This is a genomic window from Rhizobium sp. 10PS4 (assembly GCF_032464805.1).
GTDB lineage: Bacteria > Pseudomonadota > Alphaproteobacteria > Rhizobiales > Rhizobiaceae > Rhizobium > Rhizobium laguerreae.
The window spans coordinates 329,845-345,581 of record NZ_JAWDIW010000002.1; the positions used below are offsets into that span (position 1 = coordinate 329,845).

Annotated in this window: 15 protein-coding genes and 1 tRNA gene; 12 read left to right on the forward strand and 4 right to left on the reverse strand. The window is 61.5% G+C overall.

The window, feature by feature from the left end:
• The first annotated feature begins 135 nt into the window (after positions 1 to 135).
• Positions 136 to 1,356, forward strand: a complete 1,221-nt coding sequence (locus RWJ89_RS04520) for an aminotransferase-like domain-containing protein (RefSeq protein ID WP_222012024.1) — start codon at positions 136 to 138, stop codon at positions 1,354 to 1,356.
• Between the two features lie 302 nt (positions 1,357 to 1,658).
• Here the strand turns inward: RWJ89_RS04520 and RWJ89_RS04525 are convergent, their stop codons facing one another.
• The 3 genes from RWJ89_RS04525 to RWJ89_RS04535 form a co-directional block, all read right to left on the reverse strand.
• Positions 1,659 to 2,702 (reverse strand): DUF2278 family protein, encoded by a 1,044-nt coding sequence (locus RWJ89_RS04525; RefSeq protein WP_316030627.1) that lies wholly within the window; start codon positions 2,700 to 2,702, stop codon positions 1,659 to 1,661.
• A 98-nt stretch (positions 2,703 to 2,800) separates the two neighbouring features.
• Positions 2,801 to 3,859 carry an aldo/keto reductase gene (locus tag RWJ89_RS04530; RefSeq protein ID WP_131666349.1) on the reverse strand — a complete coding sequence of 353 codons (1,059 nt, stop codon included), beginning with the start codon at positions 3,857 to 3,859 and terminating at the stop codon, positions 2,801 to 2,803.
• Positions 3,860 to 4,074: 215 nt separating this feature from the next.
• A complete protein-coding gene (locus RWJ89_RS04535) occupies positions 4,075 to 4,545 on the reverse strand; it encodes a MarR family winged helix-turn-helix transcriptional regulator (protein ID WP_131666348.1) in 471 nt (156 codons plus the stop codon).
• A gap of 230 nt (positions 4,546 to 4,775) precedes the next feature.
• On the opposite strand from RWJ89_RS04535, the gene RWJ89_RS04540 reads away from it, so the two are divergent.
• From RWJ89_RS04540 to RWJ89_RS04585, 10 genes are all read left to right on the forward strand, one after another.
• A complete protein-coding gene (locus RWJ89_RS04540; protein ID WP_316030628.1) occupies positions 4,776 to 5,543 on the forward strand; it encodes an alpha/beta fold hydrolase in 768 nt (255 codons plus the stop codon).
• A 259-nt stretch (positions 5,544 to 5,802) separates the two neighbouring features.
• Complete coding sequence (locus RWJ89_RS04545) at positions 5,803 to 6,780, forward strand: ABC transporter substrate-binding protein (protein ID WP_316030629.1); 978 nt, start codon at positions 5,803 to 5,805, stop codon at positions 6,778 to 6,780.
• 7 nt (positions 6,781 to 6,787) lie between these two features.
• On the forward strand, positions 6,788 to 8,482 hold the full coding sequence (locus RWJ89_RS04550; protein WP_316030630.1) for an ABC transporter permease: 1,695 nt from the start codon (positions 6,788 to 6,790) through the stop codon (positions 8,480 to 8,482).
• Positions 8,470 to 9,489, forward strand: coding sequence for an ABC transporter ATP-binding protein (locus RWJ89_RS04555; RefSeq protein WP_025395200.1), 1,020 nt, complete (start codon positions 8,470 to 8,472; stop codon positions 9,487 to 9,489). The genes RWJ89_RS04550 and RWJ89_RS04555 overlap by 13 nt, the downstream gene beginning before the upstream one ends.
• A 179-nt stretch (positions 9,490 to 9,668) precedes the next feature.
• Positions 9,669 to 10,778 carry an endonuclease/exonuclease/phosphatase family protein gene (locus RWJ89_RS04560; protein WP_316030631.1) on the forward strand — a complete coding sequence of 370 codons (1,110 nt, stop codon included), beginning with the start codon at positions 9,669 to 9,671 and terminating at the stop codon, positions 10,776 to 10,778.
• Positions 10,775 to 11,548, forward strand: coding sequence for an NUDIX hydrolase (locus tag RWJ89_RS04565; RefSeq protein ID WP_222012018.1), 774 nt, complete (start codon positions 10,775 to 10,777; stop codon positions 11,546 to 11,548). The genes RWJ89_RS04560 and RWJ89_RS04565 overlap by 4 nt, the downstream gene beginning before the upstream one ends.
• A 165-nt stretch (positions 11,549 to 11,713) precedes the next feature.
• Positions 11,714 to 12,625: a PhzF family phenazine biosynthesis protein gene (locus RWJ89_RS04570; RefSeq protein WP_077978699.1), complete on the forward strand. Its 912-nt coding sequence runs from the start codon at positions 11,714 to 11,716 to the stop codon at positions 12,623 to 12,625.
• A gap of 327 nt (positions 12,626 to 12,952) precedes the next feature.
• A tRNA-Lys gene (locus tag RWJ89_RS04575) sits at positions 12,953 to 13,028 on the forward strand.
• Between the two features lie 155 nt (positions 13,029 to 13,183).
• Positions 13,184 to 13,480, forward strand: a complete 297-nt coding sequence (locus RWJ89_RS04580; protein ID WP_020050710.1) for a hypothetical protein — start codon at positions 13,184 to 13,186, stop codon at positions 13,478 to 13,480.
• A 204-nt stretch (positions 13,481 to 13,684) separates the two neighbouring features.
• Complete coding sequence (locus RWJ89_RS04585) at positions 13,685 to 13,987, forward strand: hypothetical protein (RefSeq protein WP_017961165.1); 303 nt, start codon at positions 13,685 to 13,687, stop codon at positions 13,985 to 13,987.
• Positions 13,988 to 14,228: 241 nt separating this feature from the next.
• Here RWJ89_RS04585 and RWJ89_RS04590 read toward each other — a convergent pair whose 3' ends face one another.
• Positions 14,229 to 14,537 carry a hypothetical protein gene (locus tag RWJ89_RS04590; protein ID WP_003541169.1) on the reverse strand — a complete coding sequence of 103 codons (309 nt, stop codon included), beginning with the start codon at positions 14,535 to 14,537 and terminating at the stop codon, positions 14,229 to 14,231.
• 383 nt (positions 14,538 to 14,920) lie between these two features.
• Between RWJ89_RS04590 and RWJ89_RS04595 the strand changes: the two genes are divergently transcribed.
• Complete coding sequence (locus RWJ89_RS04595) at positions 14,921 to 15,736, forward strand: chromate resistance protein ChrB domain-containing protein (RefSeq protein ID WP_077978698.1); 816 nt, start codon at positions 14,921 to 14,923, stop codon at positions 15,734 to 15,736.
• The last annotated feature ends 1 nt before the right edge of the window (position 15,737 follow it).

Below are 15,737 nucleotides of genomic sequence, written 5' to 3' on the forward strand. Positions count from 1 at the left end.
CTGAATCAGCCGGTTTCGGCATCGATCAGAGGAATCATCGCTTTCTTGTCACCATGACAAGAAAATAGGTCAGTATTATTGACATAATTCCGGCGGCATGGTTTGTCGGCGGTATAGAAAATATGAGGAAACTCCATGCTGAACTGGGACACCATGATTGCGTCGCGCTCGTCGCGCATGCGCGCATCCGAGATCCGCGAGCTCTTGAAGCTTCTCGACCGGCCGGACATCATCTCATTTGCCGGCGGCATTCCGGATCCGGCGCTCTTTCCCGATCAGGAATTCAAGCAGGCCTATGCCGATATCTTCGACGGCGCCGCCGTCAACGCGGCGCTGCAATATTCGGTCAGCGAAGGCTACAAGCCGCTGCGCGAATGGCTGGTCGGGCAGATGGCGGCTCTCGCCATCCCCTGCGAACTCGACAACGTTTTCATCGTGTCCGGTTCGCAGCAGGGCCTCGATTATCTCGGCAAACTCTTCCTGTCGCCTGATGACACCGCACTCGTGACATGGCCGACCTATCTCGGCGCGCTGCAGGCCTTCAATGCCTATGAACCGGTCTACGACCAGCTGACGCCGAACGGCAACCGGACGCCCGAGTCCTACCGTGCGTCCGCTTCCGCTGCCGGCGGCAAGGTAAAGTTCGCCTATCTCTCCACTGACTTCTCCAATCCGACCGGCGAGACCGTCGATCTTGACGGCCGCAAGAAGGTCCTGGCGCTGGCGGAAGATCTCGACATCGCCGTCATCGAGGATGCGGCCTACCAGTCGCTGCGTTACGACGGCGATCCGATCCCGCCGATCCTGGCGCTGGAGATAGCCGAGAAGGGCCATATCAACGATACGCGCACGATCTATTGCGGCAGCTTCTCGAAGACGCTGGCGCCCGGCCTTCGCGTCGGCTTCATCGTCGCCAATGCGCCCGTCATCCGCAAGCTGGTGCTGATGAAGCAGGCGGCCGACCTGCATTCTTCGACGATCAACCAGATGGCGATATCAGATGTCGCCGAGCGCGGCTTCGATGCGCAGGTCGCCAAGATCAAGGGTGCCTATAGCCAACGCCGCGACTGCATGCTGACCGCACTTGAGAAATACATGCCGGAAGGCACCAGCTGGACGAAGCCGGAGGGCGGCATGTTCATCTGGATCACGCTGCCGGAGGGCATGGACGGCGCCAAGTTGCTGGCGAAATCGCTCGAAACCGCCAAGGTCGCCTTCGTGCCCGGCAAGGCGTTCTTCGCCGATGGTTCCGGCGCCAACACCTTCCGCCTCAGCTTCTCCTGCGCCAACGAGCAGATGATCGAGGACGGCATAGGCCGCCTGAGCGCGCTGATCTCGGCCGAGATCGGTAGCTGAGCGTGAGAGGTTGAGGAGAGGGCGTGCCGTGCGGCCCTTCATCCGACCCTTCAGGCCACCTTCTCCCCGCTGGGGAGAAGAAGAAGCAAGCCGTAAGCTCTCGCTTCCATGACGAACGCTTTCGAGGAGGCGAGGCGTCGCCACAAATCTCTTCTCCCCAGCGGGGAGAAGGTGGCGGCAGCCGGTTGAGGGGTGAGCGGCAGAGCCGCGAATGCACGGAGCGCAAGCGAAGGGCAACATGTGGGATATGCCATGCAGCTCCCTGGACTTCCCGTTTTGCAAAACAGCAGGCAGGGCGCCGATCAGAAGATCGTCGTCCAGCCTTCGTTCGCCGTCTCGCTCTTGCCGTAACCGACCCGATCGGCGACGGCGCCGTCGGCGTTGCGCAGGATGATGTCGCCGCCCCGGTTGGCAAGCTGCGGGCCGCCGGCTGCGGCATCGAGCGCTATGGTGCGCAGCTCGCCTGCGCTAAGCGATCCCGACAGCGTCTGGGTTCTGCCGTTTTCGTCCTCCAGCTTCCAGCCTTCGAGCGATGCCTCCATGTCGGAGCGGTTGATGATCGTCACCGTTTCGGCCTCGGTGCCGCCTTCGCCGTTGACCGGGTTGATCAGCGCGGCGACGATGCGCAGCGACGAGGCGACGATCGGCTGCGGCCGGCGTGTGCCTTCGCCGCGGCCCTGGCCGCCGCGGTTCTCCGAAACGGGATGGCCGGTCGCCGCATCGGTGTTCCAGTTCTGGGACTGGAAGCAGAGGAAGATCGCCGCCCATTCGTCGGTATCGTTGAAATGGACGAGCAGCGCGCCGTCCTGGTTCGGCCCATTGGTGGCCTTGAAGCTGCCGCCGTCGCCCTGGTTCATGTGGATGTCGTGGATGCCGTTGCCAGGCTCGAAATCGAAATATTGGTCGGGCTTGTTATGCTCGGGGCCCCAGGCCTCGCCGAAGGCATAGAAATGGATGTCGGGATCGGCAATGCCTTCCTCGACGATCGGTTCGATGAATTCCCTGAGATCGTTCTTCGGGCCGGAAAGCTGGAAGGGCGCGACATTCATGTCCTCGCGCTCGATCAGCCCGCCGCGGACGTAGTCGATCGCAAGCTCCGGACGGTCCTTGCGGATGTCGGTCAGGCCCATCGGCAGGGCTTCGAGCGCGTCCGTCAGTGCCGGATGCTTGAAATCGACGATATTGGCGTAGAGGAGGTCGTGCGGTGACATCTTCGAGCGGACGTTCAGCGCGATGCGGTAGCTGACGCCGTCCGCCTCGATGCGGATCTCGATATGGGGATCGTTGTCGTCATCAAGGGCGAGTGCGCTCGCCGTACCCTTCAGGACGTTGTAGTTCTTCAGCATGGAAACCCTCGCTGCGGTGGCGGGATCTCATGGTAGCACGGTGAAAGTGCATCTTTTGTGACGCATATCTTTCACCGTGCAAGGGAGGAGCGCCGACGCTATTGCTGAAGATGCGGTCCGAAAAGCTCGAGATCGGCTTCACCAAGCCTGTCGCTCACCGTGTTCAGCTGGTGCCAGTAGGGATAGATCACCGGCGGCAGGCTGACCGCGTCGAGGCGCTTGCGCTCCTCGTCCGTGAGCTTCAGCTCGGCGGCTGCGATGTTGTCGCGGAACTGGGCTTCGGTGCGGCCGCCGATGATGACCGACGTCACCGCCTTGCGGCCGATCAGCCAGGCGAGCGCCACCTGTGCGGCGGAAACGCCGCGTTCCTCACCGATCGCGACCAGCGTCTCGACGATATTCCAGAGGCGGTTCTCGTCGCGGATCGGCGGTTCGGTCCAGCCGGCGAACTGGCGCGTACCTTCGGGCGCTGCCTGGTTGCGGCGATGCTTGCCGGAGAGCAGGCCGCCGGCGAGCGGGCTCCAGACCAGCACGCCGAGGCCCTGGTCGATCGAGATTGGCAGCAGCTCGTATTCGGCGTCGCGGGCTTCCAGCGTATAGTGGATTTGCTGGCTCACGAAGCGCTGGTACCTGTGCTCGTTGGCGATGCCGAGCGCCTTCATGATGTGCCAGCCGGAATAATTCGAGCAGCCGACATAACGCACCTTGCCCTGTCTGATCAGGGTGTCGAGCGCTTCCATCGTCTCTTCGAGCGGCGTCTGGCCGTCCCATTCATGCACTTGGTACAGGTCGATGACATCGGTCTTCAGGCGCTTGAGGCTCGCCTCGCATTCGCGGATCAGGTGGTAGCGCGACAGACCCTGGTCGTTCGGGCCGTCGCCCATGCTGAAGCGGGCCTTGGTGGCGAGCAACACGCCTTGCGGCCGCTTACCGGAGAGCACGTCACCGATGATGTTTTCGCATTCGCCTGATGAATAGGCGTTGGCGGTGTCGATCAGGTTGATGCCGGCATCGATGCACATATCGATCATCTTTTTCGCCTCGGAGGTGCCGAGATCGCCGACCATCTTCGCCCAACCGACGCCGCCGAAGGTCATCGTGCCCATGGTCAATGTGGAAATCTTCAGGCCCGAACGGCCAAGCAAACGATATTCCATTGGAACTCCTCCTTTAAACGAGACTGACGTACTTCAACGCTCCGAGATGGCAATGGCGGCGTGTTCGCGAGGCTTAGGTAAAGATTCCTGAGCGCCGGCATCTTCCGGTCATGTGGCGGCTATGGCCGATCACGAGCCGGGCGGCAGATCGTACAATATGTCATCGGCTTGTCGACGGAAATCGTCTTGGCGCAGTCGACGCGCCGGAGGCCGCATCAGCTCTCGTGCTTGTCCTTGTTATGAATATTGTCGCGAAGCGAAGCAATCGTGTCCCGAATCTTGTTGACAGTCTCGGCGTCGAGACCGACGGCCTTGCCGATGCAGTCGAACACATGAGTGGCACGGCTCTTGAGAGCCAGTCCCTTCTTCGTCAGGCGCAAGAGCACCTGGCGCTCATCAGCGGGATTTCGGTTGCGTGTGACGAGCCCAACATTTTCCAGCCGCTTCAGCAGCGGCGTGAGGGTGCTGGAGTCGAGAAAAAGCGTCCCGCCGAGATCCTTCACCGTGCGTTCGTCGCGCGCCCACAAAGCCGTCATGACAAGGAATTGCGGATAGGTGAGTTCCAGCTCGTCGAGCAGGGGACGGTAAAGCTGGTTAAAGACGTGGCTTGCCGAATAGATCGAAAAGCAAAGCATTTCATCGATCTTGGGCACGTCAGCGAGATCATTTGATCTGGTTTCTTTCATCACGCTCTCCTTTGATTTCAATATAATTTGTGCGCGATCTATTTGCAAGCTATTGACTCGGCAAGTGAGGCGGCCTAATTAGATAGCGTACAAAGAAATCGCTCACAAAGTATACGCCAAACACGGAAAGCTCCAGAGGTTTGCTGCGTCAACGGATGCGCAAGCACATGAATCCCTTGTGGCTCCCGATTCGGTTCCTTTGAAACTCAACCGACGAAAGGAAATGACCAATGTTCAAGTTTGCTGCTGCCGTCGCCCTGGCAGGCGCTCTTCTTTCCGGTGCTGCTGTTGCCCAGCCGGCCAAGCCGACCGTTGTCCTCGTCCATGGCGCCTTTGCCGATTCATCCAGTTGGAACGGCGTCGTTGAAATCCTGCGCAAGGATGGCTTTTCTGTCGTGGCAGCGGCCAATCCGCTGCGTAGCGTTGCGAATGACGCTGCCTATGTCTCCGACGTGGTCGGCAGCATCGCCGGCCCCGTGGTCCTCGTCGGCCATTCCTATGGCGGCCAGGTCATTTCGACCGCGGCCAACGGCCACGACAACGTCAAGTCGCTGGTCTATGTCGCGGCCTTCGCCCCTGATGCAGGGGAATCGGTTGCCGATCTTGCCGGCAAGTTTCCGGGCGGCACGCTGAGCGGAGCGCTGGCGGCCCCGGTAAAGCTCAGCACCGGCGGTGTCGATCTCTATATCGACCAGGCGAAGTTCCATGATCAGTTCGCCAGCGACGTGCCGGCCGAGCAGGCGGCCCTGATGGCGGCTGCCCAACGTCCAGTCACCGAGGCCGCCCTGACCGACAAATCCGGCGAACCCGCCTGGAAGAAGCTGCCGTCGTGGTTTGTCTACGGCACCGGCGACAAGAACATCCCGGCCGCAGCCCTTGGTTTCATGGCCGAGCGGGCAAGCTCGAAGAGGACCGTCGTGGTCGATGGCGCCTCCCACGTCGTGATGGTGTCGCATCCCGAGAAGGTGGCGGAATTGATCGAAGAGGCTGCAAAGTAGTATTCGATCCGAGGGCCACGGCGCGCGAGCGCCGTGGCCCTCGGATGTTGTGAGCCTGATCATTTGGCTTGAGAATGCCGCCGTCGTTAAAGCCGGGCTCAGCCCGTTCCATTCGATGCCGACACAGCAGCCCTGGAGAGGTCACGACCGGTCGGTGGCAAAGTAGTGGCGCAGGGCGTGGACCAACCGCCGCGCCCTGTCACATCTCTGTCAACGACCCCTAATAAGGGAGGGACATCGAAATCGAGGATTCCTTCCCATGAAAACGATCGTTTCTGCCGCAGCCCTTGTCGCCGCGAGCCTCTTTGCCATTCCGGCTTCGGCCGCAAACCTCGTTCTCTACACCAGCCAGCCGAACGAAGACGCGCAGGCGACGGTCGATGGCTTCATGGCCGCCAATCCCGATATCAAGGTCGACTGGGTACGCGACGGCACGCCGAAGATCATGGCGAAACTCCAGGCCGAGATCCAGGCCGGCAATCCGGTTGCCGACATTCTCCTCATCGCCGATGTGGTGACGCTGGAGCGCCTCAAGGAAGACGGCAAGCTCTTGGCCTATAAGTCGCCGGAAGCCGCAGGGTACGATGCCGCCCTTTATGACGCCGACGGCTATTACTACTCGACCAAGCTGATCACCACCGGCATCATGTACAACACCTCGGCCGCCATGAAGCCTGCGAGCTGGAAGGACCTGACCAAGCCGGAAGCCAAAGGCCTCGTCACCATGCCGAGCCCGCTTGCCTCGGGTGCGGCCCTCATCCACGCCCAGACGCTTGCCGCCGGTCCGGGACTCGGCTGGGACTTCTACAAGTCGCTTGCGGAAAACGGCGCGATTGCTGCCGGCGGCAACGGCGCCGTGCTGAAGTCGGTCGCCTCGGGCGAAAAGGCTTATGGCATGGTTGTTGACTACATGCCGATCCGCGAGAAGGCCAAGGGCGCTCCCGTCGAGTTCGTGTTCCCGAGCGAAGGCGTTTCAGCCGTCACCGAGCCAGTCGGCATCCTTGCCAGCACCAAAAATGCCGATGCCGCCAGGAAATTCGTCGATTACGTGCTCTCCGAAACGGGCCAGGAAGGCTTCCTGAAGCTCGGCTACATCCCGGCCCGTAACGGCATGAAGCTGCCGGACGGCTTCCCGGCGCGCGACACCATCAAGGTCCTGCAGATCAAGGCGGCCGAAGCATTGAAGAATACCGACCAGGATCTCAAGACCTTCTCGGGCATCTACGGCTCGAACTGATCCTTTCATGTACGGATACATCAAAACCGGAAGCAGCCAGCCCGCCTGGCTGTTTCCTTTTGTCGTCGTGGTCGTCCTGATCCTCAGCGTGCTGCCGCTCGCGCGCCTCGCCATTGTCGGAATGGCGGCCTTTGCCGATGGCGGCGTGATTGATGTTCTGAGCGAGGCGTCGCTCTGGTCGGCGACCTATTACACCGTCGTCACCGCCATTCTGGGCACGATCATCTCGCTCGTCATCGGCTGCCTCTTTGCCTTCCTGCTGACGCTGACCGATATCCGCGCCAAGGGGCTGCTCAGCTTCTTCTTCGTGCTGCCGATGATGATCCCCCCGCAGGTAACGGCGCTTGCCTGGGTGCAGATGTCAGGCCCCTCCAGCCCGCTGCTGAAGGCGCTGCATATCGCCCCGCCACTCGGCTCGCCGCAGCCGCTCTATTCGGTGAGCGGCATTGCGCTGCTCTATGGCGTGCAGCATGCGCCGCTGGTCTATCTGGCGCTTCGGGCCGGGCTGATGACGCTGCCGCGCGATGGCGTCGAAGCCGCACGGCTTTCCGGCGCTTCCAGCTTGCAGGTGTTCCGCGATATCATCTTGCCGCTGTCGCTGCCCGGCATCATTGCGGGTGCGGCGATCTCCTTCGTCTCCTGCACCGGCAATTTCGGCATTCCCGCCATTCTCGGCATTCCGGCCTCGATTTTCACGCTGCCGACGTTGATCTTCACCAAGTTCTCCGCCTTCACCAGCCGCACCTTCGGTGATGTCGCCGTGCTCTCGGCGATCATCGCCATCATCTCGGTCGTCGGGCTGATAATACAGGACCGGGCGTTGCGCGGCCGCGACTACCGCGTCATCGGCTTATCTGGAGCGAGTGCGGCCTTCGAGCTCGGCGCCTGGCGCCTTGCTTTCACACCGCTCGTCTGGGCGATCCTGTTCTTCATGCTGGCAGCACCCTTCTTCGCGCTGGTCGCCGGCGCGCTGGTGCCGGCCTATGGCGTGCCGCTCACCTTCAAGACCATGTCGCTGCATGCCTTTGAGGAGATCCTGTTCCGGCAGGCGGTGACGCGCACGGCCTTTATCAATTCGCTGTCGCTCGCCGGAGCCACAGCGCTTGGTCTCCTCGTGGTGACGGTGCTTGCGGCCTACGCGCTGACGCGGCGCAGGGATGCGGCTTCCCGCATTGTCTCCAGTCTGATCGAGATACCCTATTCGCTGCCCGGCATCGTCATGGCGGTCTGCTTCATCCTGGTGTTCGCAGCACCGATCCCGATCCTCCACCTGTCGCTCTATGGCACGATCTGGATCATCCTGATCGCCTATTTCTCCTCGTTCTTCGCCGTCAGCCTAAAACCCGTGGTCAGCGCCTTCCACCAGCTCGATCCGGCGCTGGAAGAGGCGGCGCGGCTTTCCGGCGCCGGCTTCTTCCGCAGGCTTGCCGATATCATCGTGCCGCTGATTGCGCCGGCCGCCGGCGCCTCCGTTATTCTTGTCTTTCTGATTGCCTGCAACGAGCTGACAATCTCGGCGCTGCTCTGGTCTGCCGGCACACAGACGCTCGGCGTCGCCATCTACAATCTCGATGATAGCGGCAGCTCGGACCTTGCTTCGGCGCTCTCGGTGCTCGTCGTGCTCATGGTCGTCGTGCTGATGCTGCTGCTCGAACTTCTGGCGAAACGACTGCCGAAAGGAGTGGTCCCATGGCGAGGTTGATCCTCAACCAGCTCGGCAAGGTTTTCGGCACCGGTCGCGCCGCCGTCAGCGGCTTTTCGCTCGATGTGCGCGAGGGCGGCTTCCTGGCGTTGCTCGGGCCTTCCGGTTGCGGCAAGACGACAGTGCTGCGGATGATCGCCGGTTTCGAGACGCCGAGCGACGGCTCGATCCATCTCGGCGAGAGATTGCTTGCCGATGCCGCACAGTCGCTGCCGCCGGAAAAGCGCAACATGGCGATGGTGTTTCAGTCCTACGCGCTGTGGCCGCATATGAGTGTTGCCGACAATGTCGGCTATCCTCTCAAAGTGCGCGGCATCTCGGGCGAAGCCTACCAGGCGAAGGTGCGCGATGCGCTCGGCACCGTCAGGCTCGCCGACTACGCCGAACGGCGTCCGGCCGATCTTTCCGGCGGCCAGCGTCAGCGCGTGGCGCTTGCCCGCTGCCTGGTGACATCGCCCGACGTCGTTCTGCTCGACGAGCCGCTTGCCAATCTCGACCGGCACCTGAAACAGGAGATGGAGGAGACTTTTCGCGAGTTCCACCAGCGCTCGGGCGCGACGATGATCTACGTCACCCACGACCAGAGCGAGGCGATGGCACTCGCGACCGACGTCGCCGTCATGTCGGAAGGGCGGCTGCTGCAGGTGGCGGCGCCCGCCGAGATCTACGCGCGGCCTGAAGGACGCATCGTCGGCGGCTTGATCGGGCGCGGCGCGATCCTGACACTGTCGGTAATGGGCGGCGAACGCCAGCTGGAATGGGATGAACTGCAGGATGCGCTGCAGGCCACCAATATCGATGGCGCCGATATCCTCGTGCGGCCGGAGGATGTGATCATCGGCGGCGAGGGGGCTCCGGCAACCGTCGAATCCGCGCTTTTCGAGGGCGAGCGTTATGCTGCGAAACTGACGCTCGGCAACGGCCAGACGCTGCGCGCCTTCAGCCGCGTCCCTGTCGTGCCCGGTGAAGTCGTACACATCGTCATCCGCGCCGGGTGGCGGCTTTGAGAGATCTAAAGCATGTCGCGCAAAAGTGGCCGCGGCTGCGGGAAAATGTCAGCGGCCTAAGTCACAGGCAATCACGTCCGGGGCTTCGAAAGCCACGGCCATTCGCACTTTTCTTGCGGCATCCATCTTTTCCTCCTGCTTCTACTGGTTAAGGTACTGCCCGCAACCGGACTCATTCCATGTCGTTTCGCCTCGCCACCTTCAATGTCGAAAACCTGCTTACTCGTTTCGATTTCACCGGCTTCCGCAACCAGCTGCGCCAAGACCGCGTCATCAAGCTTTTCGAAGTGTCGAGCGAGGGCGTCTACCAGCAGCTCGAGCAGGCGCGGGTAGTCGCCGCGACCGACGACACAAGGCAGATGACGGCGCTGGCTATCGCCGATGCGGATGCCGATATCCTCTGCCTGCAGGAAATCGACAACATGGCCGCCCTTCAGGCCTTCGAATACGGCTACCTCTTCCGCATGGTTGGAAACGGCTACCGGCAGAAATTCCTGGTCGAGGGCAATGACGGCCGCGGCATCGATGTTGCCGTCGTCATGCGCGAGGAAACGCGCGACGGCCAGAAGATCGAGCTGCGGGATATCAGAAGCCATGCGATGACGACCTATCGCGATCTCGATCTCTTCAATGAGGAGCTGATGCTCACCAACCGCATCGACGACAAGATCTTCAAGCGCGACTGCCTGGAGCTTGACCTTCTGATCGGCGGCCGGCCGTTTTCGCTCTACGTCGTGCATTTCAAGTCGATGGGCAATCCGCGCGACGGGCTGGACGGGCGGCAATCGACCATGCCGATCCGCCGCGCCGAGGCGCGCGCCGTGCGCCGCATCATCGAGGATCGCTTCAGTGCGGAGCAAGCCGGTACGAAGAGCTTCGCCATCTGCGGAGACATGAACGATTATCAGGAGCGTGTCGATGTCATCGGCCGCCGGGGCACCGGCTATCGCTTCGAATATCAGAACGAGACCGAAAGCGCGCTCGACGTTTTCAGTCGCGACGGCTTTGCCGAAAATGTCGTGCGCCGCCGCGACCCCCTCGACCGCTGGACGCTTTATCACGCGCGCGGGCCACAGGAGCAGTGGCTTTGCCAACTCGACTATCTCTGGCTTTCGCCAGCATTTGCCGCCCATAATGCCGGCCGCCTGCCCGAAATCATCCGCAGCGGCCAGCCCTACCGCACCGTCTTCCCGCCGGGGCAGGAGGTGGAGCGTTATCCGCGCACCGGCTGGGACAGGCCGAAGGCGTCCGATCACTGCCCCGTCGTCATGACACTGGATCTCCCATGAATGCAAATTTGAACGCGAATTTCACCAACATCAATTTTTCCGATGATTTCGCCGGCTGGCCGCCGGAGGCGACGATCTTTCCGATTGCCGGCGTGGATCTGCGCATTCTGCCCGGTCCCCATCCCCTCGTCGCCGCCGAAGAAGCGGCGATCCGGGAGAATTGGGTCAGGGAGACCGCTGCCAATCCGGCGCTGTTCGACGGGCGCATGGTGTTCCAGCGGTTGGTATCGCTCGGTGAAGACGGGATTGCCGGCGAGGGCTACGTCATTCCCTTTTCCGCTTTCATGTGGTGGCGCCGGCAGCCGCAGCGCCAGGGCGGCATTCACATCTTCGCCTATCCGGTGCTCGAGACCTCCGACGGCGCACTGGTGGCGATCCGCATGGGCGCCCATACCGCCAATCCCGGCCAGGTCTATTTCGCCGCCGGCTCGCTGGAGCCGGAGGATATCGTCGAGGGGCGCTGCGACATCGAGGCGAACATGCGCCGCGAAGTCCACGAGGAGACCGGGCTCGATCTTGCCGAATCCGTCGCGGGTGAGGGGCTGTTCGCCACCCATAACAAGCGCACGGTGACGCTGCTGCGGCTATTCCGCTTCGACATGACGGCGGACGAGATGATCGAGCGGATCGAGCGGCATATGCTCGTCGCCGAGGATCAGGAGATCGCGGGTGCGGTGGCGATCCGCTCGGCCGATCCCTCCGCCCATGCCTATAACATCGCCATGTTGCCCGTGATCGACTGGTATTTCGGTAAGGCCGAGCGGAGTTGATGTATGCCGCCCAAAGCCATGTAGCGTTTCGGGATAACGACACGCATCACGTAAAGATCGAAAGCGCGTTGTGTGAATCCGGTTGACGTGACGCGTTTTAGCGCCTTGCACTCGCTCGCGTGGTCGGGCAGGTTGGCGGCGCGATGACGATTCAAGGAGGCCGATGTGGCGCGAAGCTACAGCGTCTATGACGTGTTCACCGATCGAAAGCTTGCGGGCAATCCGCTGGCGGTGATCTTCGACGGAGACGATCTCAGCGACGAGGCGATGCAGGCGATCACCCGGGAGATCAATCTCTCCGAAACGGTCTTCGTGCAGCCTTCGACCAATCCCGCCTATGCGGCGAAGCTCAGGATCTTCACGCCGGGGCGCGAACTGCCCTTTGCCGGCCATCCGACGGTCGGTACGGCGGTGGCGCTGGCCGAACGGGCGCATGGTGCTGCTACGCGCGATCTTGTCTCGGTGCTCGAGGAAAATGTCGGGCCGGTGCGCTGCGCGGTGCGGCTGAGAGAGGGGGAGGCGAGTTTTGCCGAATTCGACCTGCCGCGCAAATCGCAGCCGGCCATCATGCCGCTCGACAAGCTCGGCATCGCCGATGCGCTATCGCTGAAGGTGACCGAGATCGGCTTCGAAAATCATGTGCCCTCCGTCTGGAGCGCCGGCGTTCCCTTCCTGCTCATTCCGGTGCACGATGTCGGAGCCACGCAGCGGGTGGAATTCGATCCGCAACTCTGGGAAAAAATCGTGCCCTTCGTCGATGGCGCGCTTGCCTCGGCCTATGTCTATTGCCGCGGCGGCGTCAACCACGTGGCGAAGTTCCATGCGCGCATGTTCGCAAGCGGCATGGGCATCGCCGAAGATCCGGCCACCGGCTCGGCGGCGGCCGCACTCTCCGGTGCGATCCACCATTTCGACCGGCTGACGGACGGGCATCACCCGATCATGATCGAGCAGGGCGTCGAGATGGGCCGGCCGTCCTTCATCCACCTGCATATCGATGTCGACGGCGGGACAATCTCTAACGCGCGGATCGGCGGCCAGGCAGTGCGGCTGGCCAGCGGCACGCTCGACCTTTGATTTCGTTAAAGCGCGTCGCGTCAATCCGGATTCATGCGACGCGCTTTAAGTCTTTGTTTTATGCAAGTCGTTATCCCAAAACCGCTGCGCACTTTTGGGCGACATGTATTGGAGCGCCGCGCCCAAGGACGCGCTAAGCGACGCTCTATCACTTTGAATCTGCGCATAATCCTTTCCGAAAATCGATTCCGATTTTCGGGGTAATGGGCTGCATTTCAGCCAAACCGAAAAATCTTCGCGATTAACCAAAGAAATTTCGGCTATGCGCTGGACAAGGCTGCCGATCCTGTTTATACGCCCCGTCACACCGCGCAGCCAAGCGCGAACGGGTGATTAGCTCAGTTGGTAGAGCAGCTGACTCTTAATCAGCGGGTCGTAGGTTCGAGCCCTACATCACCCACCAAATTTCTTGAAAAGATTGATATATTCGAATTCAGGCCGGATTTTCCGGCCTGCCGGAAACTGTTCTCGAAGCGAGCGGCATGGTTCGCGCTGTCCGCGGGACTGGCCGCGTCGGTCCGTGCGCCCTATCTCCCTCTCGCGTATCGGGAGGGGGCTATGAGAAGCGTTATTTTTGCCGTCGCATTGTCTCTGCCGTTGCCTGCCTTTGCCGCAGGCGTCATGAACGTCAAAGCGAGCGAGCATAGCTGCAGTGAGCTTACGCAGATCATCCGCCAGAACAAAAAGGTCTTTGTCCGCGTCGGTTTCGGCGGCCGCAGTTTCCGCTATCCGCCCGCCCAATGCAGCATGGGCGATAAGCGCACCACGACCAGTTTGCGCGATGCGCTGGGAAAGCAGTGCATCCTTGACTATTCCTGCGTCTTCGACCCTGCGTCGCCCTATAACTTTCCCTAGCGCATCGCGCTTTCCGAAAATCGTTCTTTGTGTGTCCCTCAATCGCCGCCGCTCAGTTTCATGCCTGCGAGCCAGAGGCCTGCGACGATGAAAAACGAGAGGTAAAAAGGCAGAGCTGTGCTCAGTGTATAATTGCGGCGGTTCCCGCACTGGCGGCACGCGGTGCGATGCCCTACCTTCGCTCTCTCTCATTCAGGAGTTTCCATGAAAAGCGTTGTTCTGGCCGTCGCACTGTTGTTTCCGTCCGTCGCTCTTGCCGCGGAGGCGGTGGAGGTCAATGCCAGGGATCACAATTGCGAAGAGCTTGCGCAGATCATCCGCAAGGACAAGGCGGTTTTTGTGCGCATGGGCTTTGGCGGCCGCAGCTTCCGTTATCCGCCGGCCAGATGCAATCTCGGCGACAAGTACGACACCGCGAGGGTGAGGGATGCCAATGGCAAGCTTTGCCTCCTCGACTACGAGTGCGTGTACGATCCGCAGTCCTTCTATAATAGGATTCCCAAATAATATCCTGATGCAGGCGTTGCCAGTAGCCTGTTCGGCATGGATGACGAGGTCAAGAAAAAAGGCCGGGCGAAACTCGCACCGACCTTCCTCGATCAGTCTCGATAACGGCTGCCAGTACCTCCGTGGTCAGCCGTCAGAGACAGATTTAGTATCCCTTAAATAGGGTTTGCTTAAAAATCTTCAAGAGCTCGCAGCCGAGAGGAAGCCGGCACTGGGTCGGCTTCTTCTGACCGGGCAGCGATTACTGCTGTGCAGGGGCAGCCGGCGGGGTGGCCGGTGCTGGTGCCGGTGCAGGCGTTGCGCTGTTGTCGGTTGGAGCGATCGGCTTGGCCGGCGCCGGCTCTGATTGGGTCGTGGAGGCTGTCGTGTCCGGGGATGTGCCGGGGGTGCTCCACTGCGAATAGGCGAATGCAGCGACAGCGATCACGGCCAATGCAGCGACCCAGACAACCCACGTATTACTGCTGCGCGCGCTCGGCGTGGTGCGCAGATCCAGATTTGGGTTCAGCGGGCGGTTCGGGTCGTTGGCATTATTGGGGTCGTACGTCATGGTACTTTCTCCTCTTTCGGTGACAGAAGAATGCCGAAGTGGGCATTTTGTTCCGTTCTGGGCCGAAGCGCTTGTGCTGATTGGGTTTTCGTACTCATTATTCTCGCTTTACTGGCGCTCCGCGCATTCGCGGGCTTTGTCGCTCACACCCCTTGCTCATCTGCTTGGGGACGACCAGCAGGGACCCGGCAGTAGAGCTGCCGGCTGATCGGGTGCGTTGGTGGATGGCAGCCCGCCGGTGCGGACGGCAGCCGCCTGGGCGCAATGCGCTTGACACCACGGGGTCTGTTTGCGAATGATTTCTGCATGGGGTCGCGATCACCCCACGAGGCGTCATGCTGAAGAATCGCGTCCAGTAAAACCGATCAACGGAGGGACGCGTCATGCCGTCATTTCTAGAAATCTCACCTGAAAAGCTCAGCCGTCTCATCGGGACACCTGGGGCTCCCATGATTATCGACGTGCGCACGGAGGAGGACTTCGCGCTCGATCCGCGCCTGGTGCCGGGCTCGATCCGGCGCGCCCATGCCGGCGTCGCGTCTTGGGTTGGCAGTGTCGATGCCGAAGCCGTGGTCGTGGTATGCCAGAGAGGCGGCAAGCTCAGTCATGGTGTTGCCGCCTATCTCCGCCATGCCGGGCTCGACGCGGAAAGCCTCGAAGGTGGCTTCGAGGCGTGGATCGCGGGCGGACCGGCCGTGCCCGATGCAAAGCTGCCGCAACGCGACGCTGAAGAGCGCACCGTCTGGGTGACGCGCGCACGGCCGAAGATCGATCGTATCGCTTGTCCTTGGTTGATCCGGCGCTTCGTCGATCCGAACGCCGTGTTCCTGTTCGTGCCGGCGCCTGACGTTTTAGCCGTCAGCGAGCGCTTCGCGGCGACGCCCTTCGATATCGAAGACGTGTTCTGGAGCCATCGCGGCGAATTATGCACTTTCGACGTCATGATCGAAGAGTTCGGGCTAGCGTCGGAACCGCTTCTGCGCCTGGCGCGGATCGTCAGGGCGGCGGATACCGCAAGGCTCGATCTTGCCCCCGAGGCGGCGGGCCTGCTTGCGGCGTCGCTCGGCCTCTCCAGAATGTATTCCGACGATCTGGAGCAACTCGAGGCGGGGATGCTTCTCTACGACGCTTTTTTCCGCTGGTGCCGCGACGCAACCGAGGAAACCCACAACTGGCCCGCTCCAAAGAAGAGGGCATGAG